A 14,992-nucleotide genomic window follows, 5' to 3' on the forward strand; every position below is an offset into this window, starting at 1 on the left:
CCCCGCCGCCCCCCGCCCCCCCCCCCCCGGGGGGGGGGGGGGGGGGGGGGGGGGGGGGGGGGGGGGGGGGGGGGGGGGGGGCGCGCCCCGCCCCCGCCCCACCGCGGGAGACGGGCGATGAGGCGGCTGCCGGGCGCGGCGGTGCGGATGACGGCCGCCCTCGGCCTCACCGCCGCCGCCCTGACCGCGACCACCACCCCGGCGGCGGCCGACCCCCGGCCGATGGGGCAGTGCACCACCACCTCCGGTGTGGTCCTGGCCGTCGACTTCAGCCACTGGGGCGGCCCCGTCCTGCGCTCCTGCGGCACCACCCCGACCACCGGCTACGAGCTGCTCAACCAGGGCGGCTGGCGCACCACCGGCACCGGTCACGACGGCCCGGCGTTCATCTGCCGGATCGGCTACAGCGGCCACCAGAACGGCCGCCAGTACCCGACCGCCGGCGAGGACGACTGTGTGCTGACCCCGCCCGCCTCCGCGTACTGGTCGTACTGGCACGCCGACCCCGGGCAGCAGGACTGGAGTTACAGCCAGCTCGGCGCGATGCTCTACCAGCCGAAGCCGGGCAGCGTCGATCTGTGGATCTTCGGCGGCACGAACATCGAGGGCACCGAGGGCCGCCCCACGGTCACGCCCGACCAGCTCCGCGCCAAGAACACCCGCCCGCAGGGGAGCGCGGCCCCGCAGACCGCCGACGAGAAGGCACCCCCGCTCCCCCCGGACGTCGACACCGGCCCCGCCCCGGAGCGGCCCCCCACCACCGAGCCACCGAAGAAACCGTCCGCCACGCAGAAGCCGACCCCGAAGAAATCTGCTGGCAAGAGCCCCACCCCGAGCCCGTCGACCAGCCCGTCGACCAGCGCGCCCGCGCGGGCGGCCCCCAGCCCCGGTCCGACCGTGGTGGACGCCGCCCCGGCGGCCGACGCCCCGCACGACAGCGGGTCCCTGCTGCCGGTGGTCACCGGCGCGGCCCTGGTCGCCCTGGTGGGCGGCGCGGCGGTCTTCGCGGCCCGCCGCCGCCGTCGTACCGGGTGACCGGGGTGACGCGTACGGCGGTCTCGGGGGCGGGGTCCGCCGGTTCCGGGGTGCTTCCCGATCCGCGGGGGAGGCGGCTGCCGCGGATCCTGCATCCGGTGGCCTGGTGGATCTGGGCGCTGGCGCTTGCGACCGCCGCCAGCCGGACCAACAATCCGCTGCTGCTGTTCCTGGTGCTGGCGGTGCTGGGCTATGTGGTGTCGGCGCGGCGCACCGAGGCGCCCTGGGCGCGGGGTTTCAAGTACTACCTGTATCTGGCGCTGACGGTGGTGGCGATCCGGGTGGTGTTCCGGGCGGTGTTCGCCACCGGCATCCAGCCCACCGACCACTTCCTGTTCGCGCTGCCCCGGATCCCCACCCCGGACTGGTACGCGGGTATCCAGCTGGGCGGGCCGGTGTCGCTGGAGGCGCTGCTGTCGGCGGCGACGGAGGGGCTGCGGCTGGCGTGCATGCTGTGCTGCATCGGCGCCGCCAACACCCTCGCCAACCCCAAGCGGGCGCTGCGGGTGCTGCCGGGCGCGCTGTACGAACTGGGGGTCGCGGTGACGGTGGCGATCAGTGTCGCCCCGCAACTGGTGCTGAGTGTGCAGCGGGTGGCGCGGGCCCGGCGGCTGCGGGCCGGGCGCACCCAGGGGCTGCGGGCGCTGCGCGGGATCGTCGTCCCGGTCCTTGAGGACGCTTTGGAGCGCTCGCTGCGGCTGGCCGCCGCCATGGACTCGCGCGGCTACGGCCGGGCGGGCACCGCCACCCGCCGCTCCCGGCGGATCACCGGGGCGCTGCTGCTGCTCGGCATGTGCGGGCTGTGCGCGGGGGCGTACGGGCTGCTGGACGCGACCGCGCCCGCGTTCCTGGGGCTGCCCGCGATGGCGGTGGGGGCGGCGCTGTGCGTGGCGGGGCTGCGGCTGGGCGGGCGCCGGGTGACCCGGACCACCTACCGGCCGGATCCCTGGCGGCTGCCCGAGTGGGCGGTGGCGGGCAGTGGTCTGCTGGCCGCCGTGCTGCTGCTGAGCAGCCTCGGCTACGACCCGGCCCAGCTCAACCCGACCTACTACCCCCTCAGCTGGCCCGAGCTGCCGCTCGTCCCGACCCTGGCGATCCTGCTGGCGGGCACGGCGGGGTTCGTGGCGCCGCCCCCGGAGCCGGTCGGCCCGCGCGCGGCCGAGAGAGCGGAACGCCCGTGATCACCTTCGAGCAGGTCTCCCTCCAGTACGACGGCGCACCCGAACCCGCCCTGCGGGAGGTGGATCTCACGGTGGAGGAGGGCGAACTGTGCCTGGTCGTCGGCCACACCGGCACCGGTAAGTCCACCCTGCTCGGGGCGGTCAACGGCCTGGTCCCGCACTTCACGGGCGGCACCCTGTACGGGCGGGTCACGGTCGACGGCCGGGACACCGCCGCGCATCCGCCGCGTGAACTGGCGGATGTGGTGGGGGTGGTGGGCCAGGACCCGGCGGACGGTTTCGTCACCGACACGGTGGAGGAGGAACTCGCCTACGCCATGGAGCAGTTGGCGATCCCACCGGCCACCATGCGCAAGCGGGTCGAGGAGACCCTCGATCTGCTGGGGCTGGCGGATCTGCGCCACCGCGCGCTGTACCGGCTCTCCGGCGGGCAGCAGCAGCGGGTCGCCATCGGCTCGGTCCTCACCGCCCATCCGCGCGTCCTGGTCCTGGACGAACCCACCTCGGCGCTGGACCCGACGGCCGCCGAGGAGGTGCTGTCCGCCGTGACCCGGCTGGTCCACGACCTGGGTGTCACCGTGCTGATGGCGGAGCACCGGCTGGAGCGGGTGGTGCAGTACGCGGACCGGGTCATCCATCTCCCCGGCGACGGCCGCGCCCGGATCGGCCCGGCCCCGGAGATCCTGCGGACCTCCGCCATCGCCCCGCCGATCGCCGAACTGGGCCGCGCGGCGCGCTGGTCGCCGCTGCCCCTGTCGGTGCGGGACGCCCGCCGCGCCGCCGCCCCGCTGCGCACCCGGCTCGCCGAGCACGCCCCCGGCCCGGTCCGTCCGGCGCCGCCCACCCAGCGGCCCCGGCTGCTGCGGGCCCGCGGGGTGACCGTCACCTATCAGGGTGTCCCGGCGGTCCGGGAGGTGGATCTCGATCTGCGCGCGGGCGAGGTCACGGCGCTGATGGGCCGCAACGGCTCGGGCAAGTCGTCGCTGCTGTGGGCGCTCCAGGGGTCGGGGCCGCGCAGCGGAGGCAGTGTGCGGGTGTCCGACGGTGCCGACGACACCGATCCGCACGAGGTGCCGGCCGCCCGTGCCCGTCGGCTGGTCGGTCTGGTGCCGCAGACGCCGGCCGATCTGCTCTATCTGGAGAGCGTCGAGCAGGAACTCGACCAGGCCGACGCCGAGTCCGGGGGCGGGCGGGCCCGGGAGATCCTGGACCGGCTGGCGCCCGGCATCCCCGGGACCGTCCATCCCCGCGATCTCTCCGAGGGCCAGCGGCTCTCCCTCGTGCTGGCCGTCCAGCTCTGTGCCGCGCCCCGGGTGCTGCTGCTGGACGAGCCGACCCGGGGGCTGGACTACCGGGCCAAGTCGGCGCTGATCGGCATCGTCGACACCCTGGCCGCGGACGGCACCTCGGTGGTGATCTCCACGCACGATGTCGAGTTCGCGGCGCGGGCCGCCGACCGGGTGGTGGTGATGGCCGAGGGCGATGTGGTGGCCGACGGCCCGACGGCCGAGGTCATCGTCGCGTCGCCGGTGTTCGCCCCGCAGACGGCGAAGATCCTGGCGCCGCTGCCCTATCTGACGGTGAATCAGGTGACCGCCGCGCTGGTCGCCGTGCCGGAGGGGGGCGAGGACCGCTCATGACCTCCGCCGCCATCCGGCTCACCCCGCGGGCCGGTGCCGTGATGACGCTCGCCGCGCTGCTCGGGGTGGTGGCGTTCTTCTGGCCGTTCGTCGTCGCCCCCGGCACCTTCGGCTCGCAGTACACCCCGCCCCTGATCTTCGGTGTGCTGCTGATCCTGGTGCTGTGCGTGGTGCTGTCGGAGATCGCCGAGGGCGGGATCGACTCCAAGGCGCTGGCGATGCTGGGGGTGCTGTCCGCCGTGAACGCGGCCCTGCGTCCGCTGGGCGCGGGGACCGCCGGTATCGAGACCGTGTTCTTCGTCCTGGTCCTGGCCGGGCGGGTCTACGGGCCCGGCTTCGGTTTCACCCTGGGCTGCACGTCCCTGTTCGCCTCGGCGCTGATCACGGGCGGGGTGGGGCCGTGGATGCCCTACCAGATGTTCGGCTGTGCGTTCGTGGGGATGCTGGCGGGGTTCCTGCCCCGGGCGCGCGGGCGGGCGGAGGTGATGATGCTGGCGGTGTACGGCTCGCTGTCCGGGTACCTCTTCGGTTTTCTGCTCAATCTGTCCTTCTGGCCGTTCTCCACCGACCCGAACAGCTCGATCGCCTATCTGCCCGGTCTGCCGTTCACCGAGCAGTGGCAGCGCTATCTCGCCTTCGACATCGCCACGTCCCTGGGCTGGGACACGGGTCGCGCGGTCACCAACTTCGTGGCCATCACCCTGGCGGGCCCGGCGGTCCTGACCAGCTTCCGCCGGGCGGCCCGCAGGGCCCGTTTCCGGGCACCGGTGAGATTCGCGGCGCCCCGGGAGCGGGGGCCGCGATGACGGGGGCCGGCATGCCGGGCGGGGGCCCTCCCGGCATGCCGGGGGCCCTTCAGACGCGGGCCGACCGGGTCGGCCAGAGCGTCCGGGCCGGGGGCGCGGTGGGGCCCAGCTCGCCGACGGCCACCCCGGTCAGGGTGGCTCCCCCGCCGGCCCGCACCGCCGCCACGACCGCCTGGTGCAGGGCCCGGCTGTGCTCCTCGGACGGGCAGCGCACCGGGCTCCCGACCAGGGTGAACCAATCGGAGGTCCCCGTGTACTGGACGGTCACATCGACCTCGGTGCCGTCCCAGGTGGTATGCACGGTCAGATCGCCGTGGACGACGCCCGACTCGTCGGTGTCCACGCCGCCCCGGCCGCTGAAGACGCCGGGGGTGGTCCATGATGCCCAGGCCATGGCCTCAGCCTCCTTCTCGGTCGCCCCCTGCCCTCCAGTGTGCTCCCGATCGGCGAGTAAGAGGTGAGTTGCACCTCTGGCCATTACCCAGCGAGTGCGGGGGCACGCGCCTCCGCGCCCGCTGCCCCGGTATGGACTAGTCCAATCCCGATGACCGGGACCCGTTCCGGACAATCCGCGCCCCCCGCCCCACAGGCCCCGCACGTCACACACTCCCCAAGGGCACCACGGGTGACCAGCCACATCACCGAAACCGACAACCTCACCGTCCCCGGTCGCATCGGGACAACCGACCGCATCAGGACAACCCTCCGATGCACTCCTGACGCAGCCATACCACCCCGCTTACGCTCATGAAAGCCGCCCGGCGTACGTTGCGCCGCACCTCGCTCCCGGTCGCGGTCAGTGCTCGGACCAGGAGGGGGAACCCCAGGTGAGGACGCGAGTGCCCGTCGCCGGGACGGACCGGCCCCGGCCGGTGCCCGGCCCGGCCGAGAACGCCCAGGAGACCCGGCAGCCGGTGACCCGTACGGTCTCCGGGGTCTGTCACGGCACGCTGGGCGAGCTGTACCAGGGGCCGCTGGCGGCCGGGCCGGCGCCGGACATCGCGCTGGTGTCGTTCCCCGTCGACCGGCACTCCTGGGTGCACTTCACCCCGGACGACGCCGCCACCGCGGCGGACGAACCGGTCGTGCTCGGGGCGAAGGCCGCCGCCGCGGCCGGGCTGTTCCTGGACCGGTTCGGGCTGGTCCTGCCGCCGGGCCGCTGGAGCGCCCACTCCGATCTGCGGGTCGGGGTGGGGATGGCGAGTTCGACCGCGGACATCGTGGCGACCCTGCGCTGTCTGTTCCGGCTCTTCGGGCTGCCCTACGACCTGGAGGTGGTGCTCGGCGTGCTGGCCCGGATCGAGCGCGCCGACAGTGTCTTCCTGGACGAGTTCGCGCTCCATCTCAGCGGCCGGCACCGGGTGGTGCGCCGTCTCGGGACCCGGCTCGGCTTCCACACCGCCTACATCACCGAGCCCGGCACCGTGGACACCGGGGCCGTCACCGAGCCGCTGCTCGCCCACTACCGGCGGCGGGGCGCCTCGTACGAGCGCTGTCTCGACGCTCTGCTGAAAGGGTTCTCCTCCGGTGATCCCGGGGCGGTGGCGCGGGCGGCGACCGCCAGTGCGGCGCTGTCCCAGGAGGTGCTGCCCAAGGTGTCCTTCGATGCCGTGCTCGCCCACCGGGAGCGGTTCGGCGCCGACGGGATCTTCGTCGCCCACACCGGCTGTCTCATCGGCTATCTGTTCACGCACCGCCCCGACCCCGACGTCAAGTCAGAACTGTCCGCCTTCTTCCACTCGCTCGGCCACCAGTGCTCATTCGCCCAAGGAGGCTACGGGTGATCCACCCCCACATCGCCGACGCCCTGAAGGTTCCCGACCTGGTACGGCTCACCGACGGCCTGGTGCTGATCCGGTTCGAGTCGATGAAGATCTACTCGGCGCTCGCCGCCGTCCGCCATCTGCTGGAGCGGGGCACCATCCGCCCCGGGCAGACCCTCCTCGACAGCTCCAGCGGCATCTACGCCTATGCCCTGGCGCTGGCCTGCCACCGCTACGGACTGCACTGCCACATCGTCGCCTCCACCACCGTCGACACCACCACCCGCGCCCAGCTCGAAGTGCTCGGCGCCACCGTCGAGCAGGTCCGGCCGTCCCGGAACCTCAAGCTGGACCAGGAGCTGAGGGTGCGTCGGGTGCGGGAGATACTCGCCGCCCGGCCCGGCACCCACTGGATGCGCCAGTACCACGACGAGGTGCACTACCTCGGCTATCACGAGGTCGCCGACCGGATTCTCGCCGCCTTCCCGGACCGTCCGCTGACCGTGGTCGGCGGGGTCGGCTCGGGGGCGTCCACCGGCGGGATCGTGGAGCGGCTGCGGGGGTCCGATCCGGCGGTGCGGCTGGTCGGCGTCCAGCCGTTCGGCAGTGTCACCTTCGGCAGCCAGGACCATCACGACCCGGAGGCGATCATCGCCGGGATCGGCTCGTCCATCGTCTTCGACAACGTCCGCCACCAGCTCTACGACGCCCTGCACTGGCTGGACTTCACCCACGCCATGGCCGGGGCGGTCGCCCTGCTGCGCGATCACGCGGTGTTCGCGGGGCTGTCCACCGGCGCCGGATATCTGGCCGCCGGGCACGAGGCGCGCCGCCATCCCGACCGACTGCATCTGGTGATCGGCGCCGACACCGGTCACCGCTATGTGGAGCGGGTCTTCGTCCGGCACCGGGAGGCGCTGGCACCGGCCGCGCTGAAGCCGGTGGAGATCGCGCACCCCGAGGAGCTGTCCATGCCCTGGTCGACCATGGCCTGGCAGCGCACCCCCTGCCCCGCCGCGTGGAAGGAGCGGGCGGCATGAGCGTCGTCCTGCTGGAGTCCCTCACCTTCGGACTCGGTCATCTGGTCCGCGCCGCCGACGCGCTCGGCGAGCGGCTGGTCCTGCTCACCCGTGACCCCGCCTACTACGCCTTCGAGCTGGAGCGGCTGCCGCCCGGGGCGCTGGACGTGATGGAGACCGACACCTTCGATGTGGAGGGCGTGGCCGGGCTGCTGCGCCGGACGCCCGAGCTGCGCGGGCTGATCAGCTCCACCGACACCTGGATGCTGGTCGGCGCCGAACTGGCCGCCCGCTTCGCCCTGCCCGGCCTCGACCCGGCCGTGCTGCGGCTGACCCGGGACAAGGCGGCCGTCCGCGCACTGCTGCACACGGCCGGGCTGTCCCGGGGCCGGGCGCTGACGGCGGCGCCGGGCGAGCTGCGCGAGCTGCTGCTCAAGGAGATCGGGCTGCCCGCCGTGCTGAAGGACTCGGCGGGCACCGGGAGCCAGAATGTGTGGCTGGTGCGGGACGAGGCCGAACTCGACACCGCGCTCACCGAGTCGGCCGGGGCCGGTGAGCGGGGGGCGCTGAAGGGGCGGATCTTCGCCGAGCCCTACTTCGGCGGGCCGGTCTACAGCGCCGAGACCCTCACCTGGGCGGGGCGGACCCGGCTGCTCGGGGTGTCCAGCCGGCTGATGTCGCCGGAGCCGTACTTCCGGGAGGAGATCACGGCGTTCCCGGTGGCGTTCCCCGAGGCGCGGCGGACGGCGCTGGAGGGCTGGCTCGACCGGCTGCTGGCGGCCGTCGGCTACACCGACCGGTTCGCACATGTGGAGTTCGTGCTGACCGCCGACGGGCCGGAGCTGGTGGAGATCAACCCCCGGATCGGCGGCGCCCTGGTCGGCGAGGGCCTGTGCCGGGCGCTGGGGGTCAATGTGTACGAGGCGATGGTCGAGGCCGCGCTCGGGCGGCGCCCGGGGCTGATGGACGCGGACCCGCCCGGCGGTCCGGCGGTCGCGTTCGTGCTGGGCTATCCGGCGGCGCCGGGGGTGTTCAGCGGGGTGTCCGGTCTGGAGCGGCTGGCGGAGCTGCCGGGGTCGCCCGCCTGGTATCCGGTGAAGGCGGTCGGTGACCGGGTGGAGCATCTGGCGGACAGCCGGGGCTACGCCGGGATCGTGTACGCGGAGGCGGAGACGGCCGAGCTGGCCACCCACCGGGCGGTGGCCGCCGCGAACGGGGTGCGGGTGCTCACCGAGCCGTTCCGCGAACGGCCGTCGGATGGGTGAAGCGGTCCCCGGCGGGCGGTGGCTCGCCACCCTCACCGGGCCGCTGCGCTTTCTGCTGCTCAGCTCGTTCCTGATCCCGCTCGGCAGTTTCATGGTGCTGCCGTTCATGTCGGTGTTCCTGCACGAGCGGCTCGGGATGGGGCTCGGCACGGTCGGGGTGGTGCTCGCGGCGGCGTCGCTGGTGCAGTTCTCCGGCGGGATCGCGGGCGGGGCGCTGGCCGACCGGATCGGGCTGCGCCGCACGATGCTGTGGGCGCTGGTGATCCGCACGGCCGGGTTCCTGGGCATGCTGGCGGCGCTGCGCTGGCCGCCGCTGGCGGTCCCGGCGCTGATCCTGACGTGCTGCGGGGCGGCGCTGTATCTGCCGGCGAACAAGGCCTATCTGGTGCACGGGGTGGCCGAGGAGCGCCGGCCGGCGTTCCTGTCGGCGGGCAACGCGGCGCTCAACGCCGGGATGGCGGTCGGTCCGCTCATCGCCGGGCCGTTCGTGCTGTCGTCGCCGGGCTGGCTGTTCGTCGCGGTGACCGCGCTGTTCGCGCTGGTCACCGTCGGGCACGCCCGGCTCCCGGCGGTCGGCGAGGGGCATACGGGCGGTGCCCCCGGCGGGCTGCTGACCGGGGTGGCGGCCCTGCCCTTCGCCGCCAACCTCCTCGCCTTCTACCTCTACTTCCACTTCCAGCACTTCCTGGCGGTGTACGCGGTCGAGCGGGCCTCCAGCGCGTTCTACAGCCTGGTGCTGCTGCTGTGCTTCGCCCTGGTGATCGTCGTCCAGCCGCTCGCGTCGGGCCTGATCCGCCGGATGCCGTACGCGCTCGCCCTCGCGGTCGGGTTCGCGGGGCTGGCGGGCGGGCTGGCGGTGCTGGCCGTCGGGAGCCGTCCGGCACTGCTGGCGGGCGGGGCGCTGATCACGCTGGGCGACATCGTGCTGTTCCTCAAGAACGACCTGGAGGCACTGGCCCGCAGCCCCCGCTCCGACGCGGTGGTCTTCGGCCAGCAGCGGCTGGCGGCGGGACTCGGCGCCTGCGCCAGCGGCATCCTGGGCGGCCAGCTCTACGGGCTCGGCGCACAGGCCGGGAACACCGGCGCCTTCTGGCTGCTGGCCGCCGCCCAGTGCCTGCTGCTGCCCCCGCTGCTGCTGACCCTGCGCCGCGGCCCCCGGCCCGCCGCGGTGATCCCCTCCACGACGAAGGAGACCGAGCCCTCATGACCGAGACCGGCGGGTTCCAGGACGACGACTTCTGGACCGAGTTCCATGACTTCCTCTTCTCCGAGCAGCGCCACACCCAGGCCGCCGAACTCGTCGGCGGCTCACCCCTGCTGGCCTTCCCGGCGGCCTCCCGGGTCCTGGACCTGTGCTGCGGTCCGGGGGTGTTCACCGTGCCGCTGGCCCTGCGCGGCCACATCGTCACCGGGGTGGACCGCAGCGCGCCCCTGCTGGAGCGGGCCCACAAGCACGCGGCCGGGTCGGGCGCCGAGGTCACCCATGTCCGCGCCGACGCCCGCGCCTACAGCGCGCCCGGCGCCTTCGACATCGTCCTCAATCTGTTCACCTCGTTCGGCTACTTCGAGGACCCGGCGGACAACGCGCGGGTGCTGCGGACCATGTACGACTGCCTCGTGCCGGGCGGCACGCTGGTGCTGGATCTCGCGGGCAAGGAACTGCTGGCCCGCCGGGTGACCCCGCCGAAGGTGGTGCGGCGCGGGGAGGATCTGATGGTGCAGACGGATACCGTGCTGGACGACTGGGCGCGGCTGCGCAGCGACTGGGTGCTGGTGCGGGGCGACCGGGTGACCCGGGCCACCCTGGTGTGGTTCGTCTACAGCGCGGTGGAGCTGCGGCGGATGGCCGAGGAGGCCGGGTTCGGCCGGGTGGAGATCTTCGGCGGCTTCGACGGCCGCCCCTACGACGAGAACGCGGAGCGGCTGGTGCTGCGGGCGGTCCGCGAGGCGTAAGGGGTCCGCCGGAGCCCGGGGTGTGACATCCCCGACCTTTGACCAGGACCGGACGGAACGTAGGATCACGAGGTCAACACCGCGACGGGAATCAGGAAGCCGGTGCGAGTCCGGCACGGTCCCGCCACTGTGACCGGGGAGTGCACCCTTCTGCATGCCACTGCGCGCGGCGCGGGAAGGCGGGGGGAGAACGTCGATCCGGGAGTCAGGACACTGGCCTGTCGCGGGCCCGTTCCGAGGAGCGCGGACTCCCCAGGAGGCTTCACCGTGTACGACGGCCTGTCCCGTCCCCCGCTGTCCACCCCTGCCCGGGTGCCTGCCCATGTGCCCGCCCGTGCCGTACGGGTCACGGCGCTCGCCCTGTCGGCGATGCTGCTCGCCGCCGGCTGCGGCGCCTCGGACGACCCGGCAGCCGACGACCCGAAACCGTCGGGCACGAAGGCCGCCGGGTTCCCCCTCACCGTCGAGAACTGCGGGGTGAGCACGACCTACGACGCCCCGCCCGAGCGGGTCGTCACCATCCACCAGCACCCGGCGGAGCTGATGCTCGCGCTGGGCCTGAAGGACCGCATGGTCGGCACCGCGTTCCCCGACTCGGCGGTACTGCCCGAACTGGAGGCCGATTTCGAGGCGATCCCGGAACTGGCCGAGAAGGAACCGTCGTTCGAGACGATCCTGGAGGCCGAACCCGATCTGGTCTACGGCGGCTACGGCAGCGCCTTCGCCGACAACGAGGGCCGCTCCCGCAAGGCGTTCACCGACACGGGCATCGACACCTACCTCAACCGCGAGTACTGCGCCGAGAACCAGTCGGTGACCATGAAGGACACCTACGACGAGATCCGCACCGTCGGCGACATCTTCGGGGTGCCGCAGCGGGCGGACGACCTGGTCGCCGACCTTGAGGACCGGGTGGAGAAGGCGTCCGCCGCCGTCGAGGGCGCGGACCCGGTGCCGGTGTTCGTCTACGACAGCGGCGACAAGTCCGCGTTCACGGCGGGCGGCAAGGGGCTGGGCAGCGAGCTGATCCGGCTGGCGGGCGGCGAGAACGTCTTCGCCGACCTGGACGAGGTCTTCGGGGACGTCTCCTGGGAGCAGGTCGTCGAGCGCAAGCCCGAGGTCATCGCCATCTACGACTACGCCGGGGCGGGCAGCGTCGAACGGAAGAAGGAGTTCCTGCTCGCGCAGCCCGCCCTCGCGGACGTACCGGCCATCAAGAACGAGCGGTTCACGGTACTGCCGCTGACGGCGGCCCTGGTCGGTATCCGGTCGGCGTACGCCGTCGAGGACCTGGCGCCCGCGCTGCACCCGGAGCGCTTCGAGTGACGCTGCCCGTCGCCGACCGGGCCGGGGCGGTGGGGCGGCGGCTGACGCTCACCGGGACGCTGCTCATCCTCACCCTCCTGCTGCTGGCCTCCATGACGGCGGCGCTGGCCATCGGCTCGGTGCCGGTGCCGCCGGGGCAGGTGTGGGGGATCGTCACCCACGCGCTGGGCGCGGGCTGGGTCGAGCCGGACTGGTCCGGGGCCCGGGAGACCATCGTGCTGGACGTGCGCGCGCCGCGGGTGCTGCTGGGCGCGGTGGCCGGTGCCGGGCTCGCGGTGGTGGGGACGGCGATGCAGGCCCTGCTGCGCAATCCGCTGGCCGAGCCCTATCTCCTCGGGGTGTCCTCCGGGGCGTCGCTCGGGGCGGTCGTGGTGATCGTGTTCGGGCTGACCGTGCTGGGGCCGGTGTCGCTCTCGGTGGCGGCCTTCGCGGGCGCCCTGGGCTCACTGATGCTGGTGTACGCCACCGCCCGCACCGGCGGCCGGATCACCTCCGTACGGCTGGTGCTGGCCGGGGTGGCGATCGCGGCGGTGCTCACCGCGGCGATGAATCTGCTGCTGCTCACCGCCGACCGGGGCAACCAGGCACGCGAGGTGCTGGCCTGGACGCTGGGCGGGCTCGGCGGGGTCAGCTGGGGCACGCTGTGGCTGCCGGTGGCCGCGCTCGCCACCGGGGTCGGGGTGCTGCTGGTGCAGGCCCGGAATCTGAATCTGCTGCTGGCGGGTGAGGAGGCGGCGACCACGATGGGGCTGGACGTGGCCCGGTTCCGGGCCCGGATGTTCGTGCTGCTGTCGCTGGTCACGGGGGTGCTGGTGGCGGCGGCCGGGCCGATCGGCTTCGTCGGGCTGATGCTGCCGCATGTGGTGCGGCTGCTGGTGGGCGGCGACCACCGCCGGGTGCTGCCGACGGCCGCGCTGGGCGGGGCGGTGTTCCTGGTCTGGGCCGATGTGGCCGCCCGGACGGTGGCCGCGCCGCTGGAGATCCCGGTCGGGGTGCTCACGGCGTTGTGCGGCGGACCGTTCTTCCTGTGGTTGATGCGCCGGGACGCCCGGCGCGGTACGGATCGAGGAGGGGCATGAGCCCGGCCGAACTCGTCGTGGACGCGGTCACGCTCACCGCGGGCACCCGGCGGCTGGTGGAGGAGGTGTCGCTGAGCGCCGGGCGGGGCGAGGTGATCGGCCTGGTCGGCCCCAACGGCAGCGGCAAGTCCAGTCTGCTGCGGGCCGTGTACCGGGTGCTGCGCCCGGTGGCGGGCACGGTCCGGGTGGACGGGGCGGACGCCTGGACGCTGCCGGTGCGGCGGCTGGCCCGGACGGTGGCGGCGGTGGTGCAGGAGGCGGGCGCCGACTTCGATCTGACGGTCCGCGAGGTGGTCGCGATGGGCCGCACCCCGCACAAACGCCTCCTCGACGGCGACACCGGGGACGATCTGCGTCTCATCGCCGCCGCGCTCGCCGCGGTCGACGCCGCCGCGCTCGCCGACCGGCCCTTCGACGAGCTGTCCGGCGGTGAGCGCCAGCGGGTGCTGATCGCCCGCGCGCTCGCCCAGCAGCCGGCGCTGCTGGTGCTGGACGAGCCGACCAACCATCTCGACATCCGCCATCAGCTCGCCGTCCTCGCCGCGCTGCGGGAGCTGCCCGCCACGGTCCTGGTCGCCCTGCACGACCTCAACCTCGCCGCGTACTACTGCGACCGCCTGTACGTCCTCCACGAGGGCCACGTCACGGCCTCCGGCCCCCCGGGAGAGGTCCTCACACCCCAGCTACTGGCGAAGGTGTACGGGGTGACGGCGGAGGTCGCGGTCCATCCCCGGACGGGAGCCCCACAGGTGACGTTCCTACCGACATGAGGGGAGCCGGACGCGCCCCTTTAGGGGCGCGGGGAACTGCGCGAAAAGCGACCACGACCCGCACCGAACCCCAGGGGCGCGGGGAACTGCGCAAAAACCGCCCACAACCCGCACCGCACCACTCAGGACAGCCCACCCACCCCGACGGAGTCGCCCCGCTCCAGATCCGCCCACCACTCCGGCCCGTCCTCCAGATGCCGCAGCAGGATGCCCTCCCGCAGCGCCCACGGGCACACCGCGAGCGTCCTCAGCCCGCTGAGCTTCATCGCCGTGTGCCCGACGATCGCTCCGGCCAGGCTCTGCCGGGCGCGCGGGGCGGAGATACCCGGCAGCTCACCCCGCTCGGCGGCGGGCAGCGCGGCCAGCCGGTCGATGGCGGCGCGCAGTTCACCGCGGGCCACCTCGCGCTGGACGAACGGACCCCGGCGCCCCGGCGCGGCCCCGCACAGCCGGGCCAGTTGCTGGAACGTCCGTGAGGTGCCGACGGCGGTGTGCGGATGCTCCCAGCGGATCCGCGCCCCGGCGTCCCGCAACTGGTGGCGCACCTCCCGGCGCAGGGCGAGGATGTCGGCCGGGGCGGGCGGGTCGGTGTGGGCGAGGAAGTCGTCGGTGAGCCGTCGCGCGCCGAGCGGCAGGGAGATCGCGAACTCCGGGGTGCGGCCCCGGCCGAAGGCCACTTCGAGGGTGCCGCCGCCGATGTCGAACAGGGCCAGCGGCCCGGCCCGCCAGCCCATCCAGCGCCGTACCGCGAGGAAGGTCAGCTCGGCCTCCAGCTCGCCGGGCAGGACGCACATGCCCACCTCGGCGCCGTCCCGGACCGCGGCGAGGACCTCGGTGCGGTCGGGGGCGTTGCGGACGACGGCGGTGGCGAAGGCCAGCGGGCGCGGGGCGCCCCAGCGGGCGGCGGTCCGGGCGGCCTTGGCGACGGACTGGACGAGCTGCTCGGTGGCGGCCTCCCCGAGCGCCCCGCCGGCCCCGACCTGTTCGGACAGGCGCAGCTTCCATTTCGCGGTGTGGACGGGGAGCGGGACCCCGTCCTTGGTGTCCGCGACGACCAGCCGCACGGTGTTCGAACCCGCGTCAATCACACTCAGCCTCATCGGCGTTGCGTACCCGGAGCGGCTCCGGTGATGCGTGTACATGTGCGGCTTTGAC

At 73.8% G+C, this 14,992-nt stretch carries 14 protein-coding genes and 1 riboswitch; of the genes, 12 read left to right on the forward strand and 2 right to left on the reverse strand.

The window, feature by feature from the left end:
* The first annotated feature begins 117 nt into the window (after positions 1-117).
* Genes ABZX40_RS20095 through ABZX40_RS20110 form a run of 4 tightly spaced genes read left to right on the forward strand, consistent with a single transcriptional unit; the run spans position 118 to position 4,662 of the window.
* The gene (locus ABZX40_RS20095) at positions 118-1,035 is read left to right on the forward strand and encodes a hypothetical protein (protein WP_355733645.1); all 918 of its coding nucleotides are present in this window, start codon (positions 118-120) and stop codon (positions 1,033-1,035) included.
* Positions 1,036-1,040: 5 nt separating this feature from the next.
* Entirely contained in the window at positions 1,041-2,216 is a 1,176-nt protein-coding gene (locus ABZX40_RS20100) for an energy-coupling factor transporter transmembrane component T (RefSeq protein WP_355733648.1), read from the forward strand.
* Positions 2,213-3,856: an ATP-binding cassette domain-containing protein gene (locus tag ABZX40_RS20105; RefSeq protein ID WP_355733651.1), complete on the forward strand. Its 1,644-nt coding sequence runs from the start codon at positions 2,213-2,215 to the stop codon at positions 3,854-3,856. Before ABZX40_RS20100 ends, ABZX40_RS20105 begins: the two co-directional genes overlap by 4 nt.
* Complete coding sequence (locus tag ABZX40_RS20110; protein ID WP_355733654.1) at positions 3,853-4,662, forward strand: ECF transporter S component; 810 nt, start codon at positions 3,853-3,855, stop codon at positions 4,660-4,662. Before ABZX40_RS20105 ends, ABZX40_RS20110 begins: the two co-directional genes overlap by 4 nt.
* A gap of 49 nt (positions 4,663-4,711) precedes the next feature.
* Here ABZX40_RS20110 and ABZX40_RS20115 read toward each other — a convergent pair whose 3' ends face one another.
* Positions 4,712-5,056, reverse strand: coding sequence for a hypothetical protein (locus ABZX40_RS20115; RefSeq protein ID WP_355733657.1), 345 nt, complete (start codon positions 5,054-5,056; stop codon positions 4,712-4,714).
* Between the two features lie 433 nt (positions 5,057-5,489).
* Between ABZX40_RS20115 and ABZX40_RS20120 the strand changes: the two genes are divergently transcribed.
* The 8 genes from ABZX40_RS20120 to ABZX40_RS20155 all read left to right on the forward strand — a co-directional run bounded on the left by ABZX40_RS20120 (position 5,490) and on the right by ABZX40_RS20155 (position 13,837).
* Positions 5,490-6,446 carry a hypothetical protein gene (locus ABZX40_RS20120; protein WP_355733659.1) on the forward strand — a complete coding sequence of 319 codons (957 nt, stop codon included), beginning with the start codon at positions 5,490-5,492 and terminating at the stop codon, positions 6,444-6,446.
* The gene (locus tag ABZX40_RS20125) at positions 6,443-7,465 is read left to right on the forward strand and encodes a cysteine synthase family protein (RefSeq protein ID WP_355733662.1); all 1,023 of its coding nucleotides are present in this window, start codon (positions 6,443-6,445) and stop codon (positions 7,463-7,465) included. The genes ABZX40_RS20120 and ABZX40_RS20125 overlap by 4 nt, the downstream gene beginning before the upstream one ends.
* Positions 7,462-8,709, forward strand: a complete 1,248-nt coding sequence (locus ABZX40_RS20130; RefSeq protein WP_355733665.1) for an ATP-grasp domain-containing protein — start codon at positions 7,462-7,464, stop codon at positions 8,707-8,709. Before ABZX40_RS20125 ends, ABZX40_RS20130 begins: the two co-directional genes overlap by 4 nt.
* Positions 8,702-9,916 carry an MFS transporter gene (locus ABZX40_RS20135; RefSeq protein ID WP_355733668.1) on the forward strand — a complete coding sequence of 405 codons (1,215 nt, stop codon included), beginning with the start codon at positions 8,702-8,704 and terminating at the stop codon, positions 9,914-9,916. Before ABZX40_RS20130 ends, ABZX40_RS20135 begins: the two co-directional genes overlap by 8 nt.
* On the forward strand, positions 9,913-10,662 hold the full coding sequence (locus ABZX40_RS20140) for a class I SAM-dependent methyltransferase (RefSeq protein ID WP_355733671.1): 750 nt from the start codon (positions 9,913-9,915) through the stop codon (positions 10,660-10,662). Before ABZX40_RS20135 ends, ABZX40_RS20140 begins: the two co-directional genes overlap by 4 nt.
* Before the next feature lie 70 nt (positions 10,663-10,732).
* Positions 10,733-10,882, forward strand: a riboswitch (cobalamin riboswitch).
* 47 nt (positions 10,883-10,929) lie between these two features.
* Complete coding sequence (locus ABZX40_RS20145; protein ID WP_355733673.1) at positions 10,930-11,988, forward strand: ABC transporter substrate-binding protein; 1,059 nt, start codon at positions 10,930-10,932, stop codon at positions 11,986-11,988.
* A gap of 2 nt (positions 11,989-11,990) precedes the next feature.
* Positions 11,991-13,067: an iron ABC transporter permease gene (locus ABZX40_RS20150; RefSeq protein WP_355733925.1), complete on the forward strand. Its 1,077-nt coding sequence runs from the start codon at positions 11,991-11,993 to the stop codon at positions 13,065-13,067.
* Complete coding sequence (locus ABZX40_RS20155) at positions 13,064-13,837, forward strand: ABC transporter ATP-binding protein (RefSeq protein WP_355733676.1); 774 nt, start codon at positions 13,064-13,066, stop codon at positions 13,835-13,837. Before ABZX40_RS20150 ends, ABZX40_RS20155 begins: the two co-directional genes overlap by 4 nt.
* Before the next feature lie 122 nt (positions 13,838-13,959).
* On the opposite strand, the gene ABZX40_RS20160 is transcribed toward ABZX40_RS20155, so the two are convergent.
* The gene (locus tag ABZX40_RS20160) at positions 13,960-14,937 is read right to left on the reverse strand and encodes a Ppx/GppA family phosphatase (RefSeq protein ID WP_355733679.1); all 978 of its coding nucleotides are present in this window, start codon (positions 14,935-14,937) and stop codon (positions 13,960-13,962) included.
* Positions 14,938-14,992 lie beyond the last annotated feature (55 nt).

The organism is Streptomyces sp. NPDC004610 (assembly GCF_040609715.1).
Lineage (GTDB): Bacteria > Actinomycetota > Actinomycetes > Streptomycetales > Streptomycetaceae > Streptomyces.

Excerpts from the sequence above, each read along its gene's own strand:
- ABZX40_RS20095 (WP_355733645.1), top strand. The coding sequence starts at position 118 with ATGAGGCGGCTGCCGGGCGCGGCGGTGCGGATGACGGCCGCCCTCGGC.
- ABZX40_RS20110 (WP_355733654.1), top strand. The coding sequence starts at position 3,853 with ATGACCTCCGCCGCCATCCGGCTCACCCCGCGGGCCGGTGCCGTGATG.
- ABZX40_RS20115 (WP_355733657.1), bottom strand. The coding sequence starts at position 5,056 with ATGGCCTGGGCATCATGGACCACCCCCGGCGTCTTCAGCGGCCGGGGC.
- ABZX40_RS20130 (WP_355733665.1), top strand. The coding sequence starts at position 7,462 with ATGAGCGTCGTCCTGCTGGAGTCCCTCACCTTCGGACTCGGTCATCTG.
- ABZX40_RS20135 (WP_355733668.1), top strand. The coding sequence starts at position 8,702 with ATGGGTGAAGCGGTCCCCGGCGGGCGGTGGCTCGCCACCCTCACCGGG.
- ABZX40_RS20140 (WP_355733671.1), top strand. The coding sequence starts at position 9,913 with ATGACCGAGACCGGCGGGTTCCAGGACGACGACTTCTGGACCGAGTTC.
- ABZX40_RS20155 (WP_355733676.1), top strand. The coding sequence starts at position 13,064 with ATGAGCCCGGCCGAACTCGTCGTGGACGCGGTCACGCTCACCGCGGGC.
- ABZX40_RS20160 (WP_355733679.1), bottom strand. The coding sequence starts at position 14,937 with ATGAGGCTGAGTGTGATTGACGCGGGTTCGAACACCGTGCGGCTGGTC.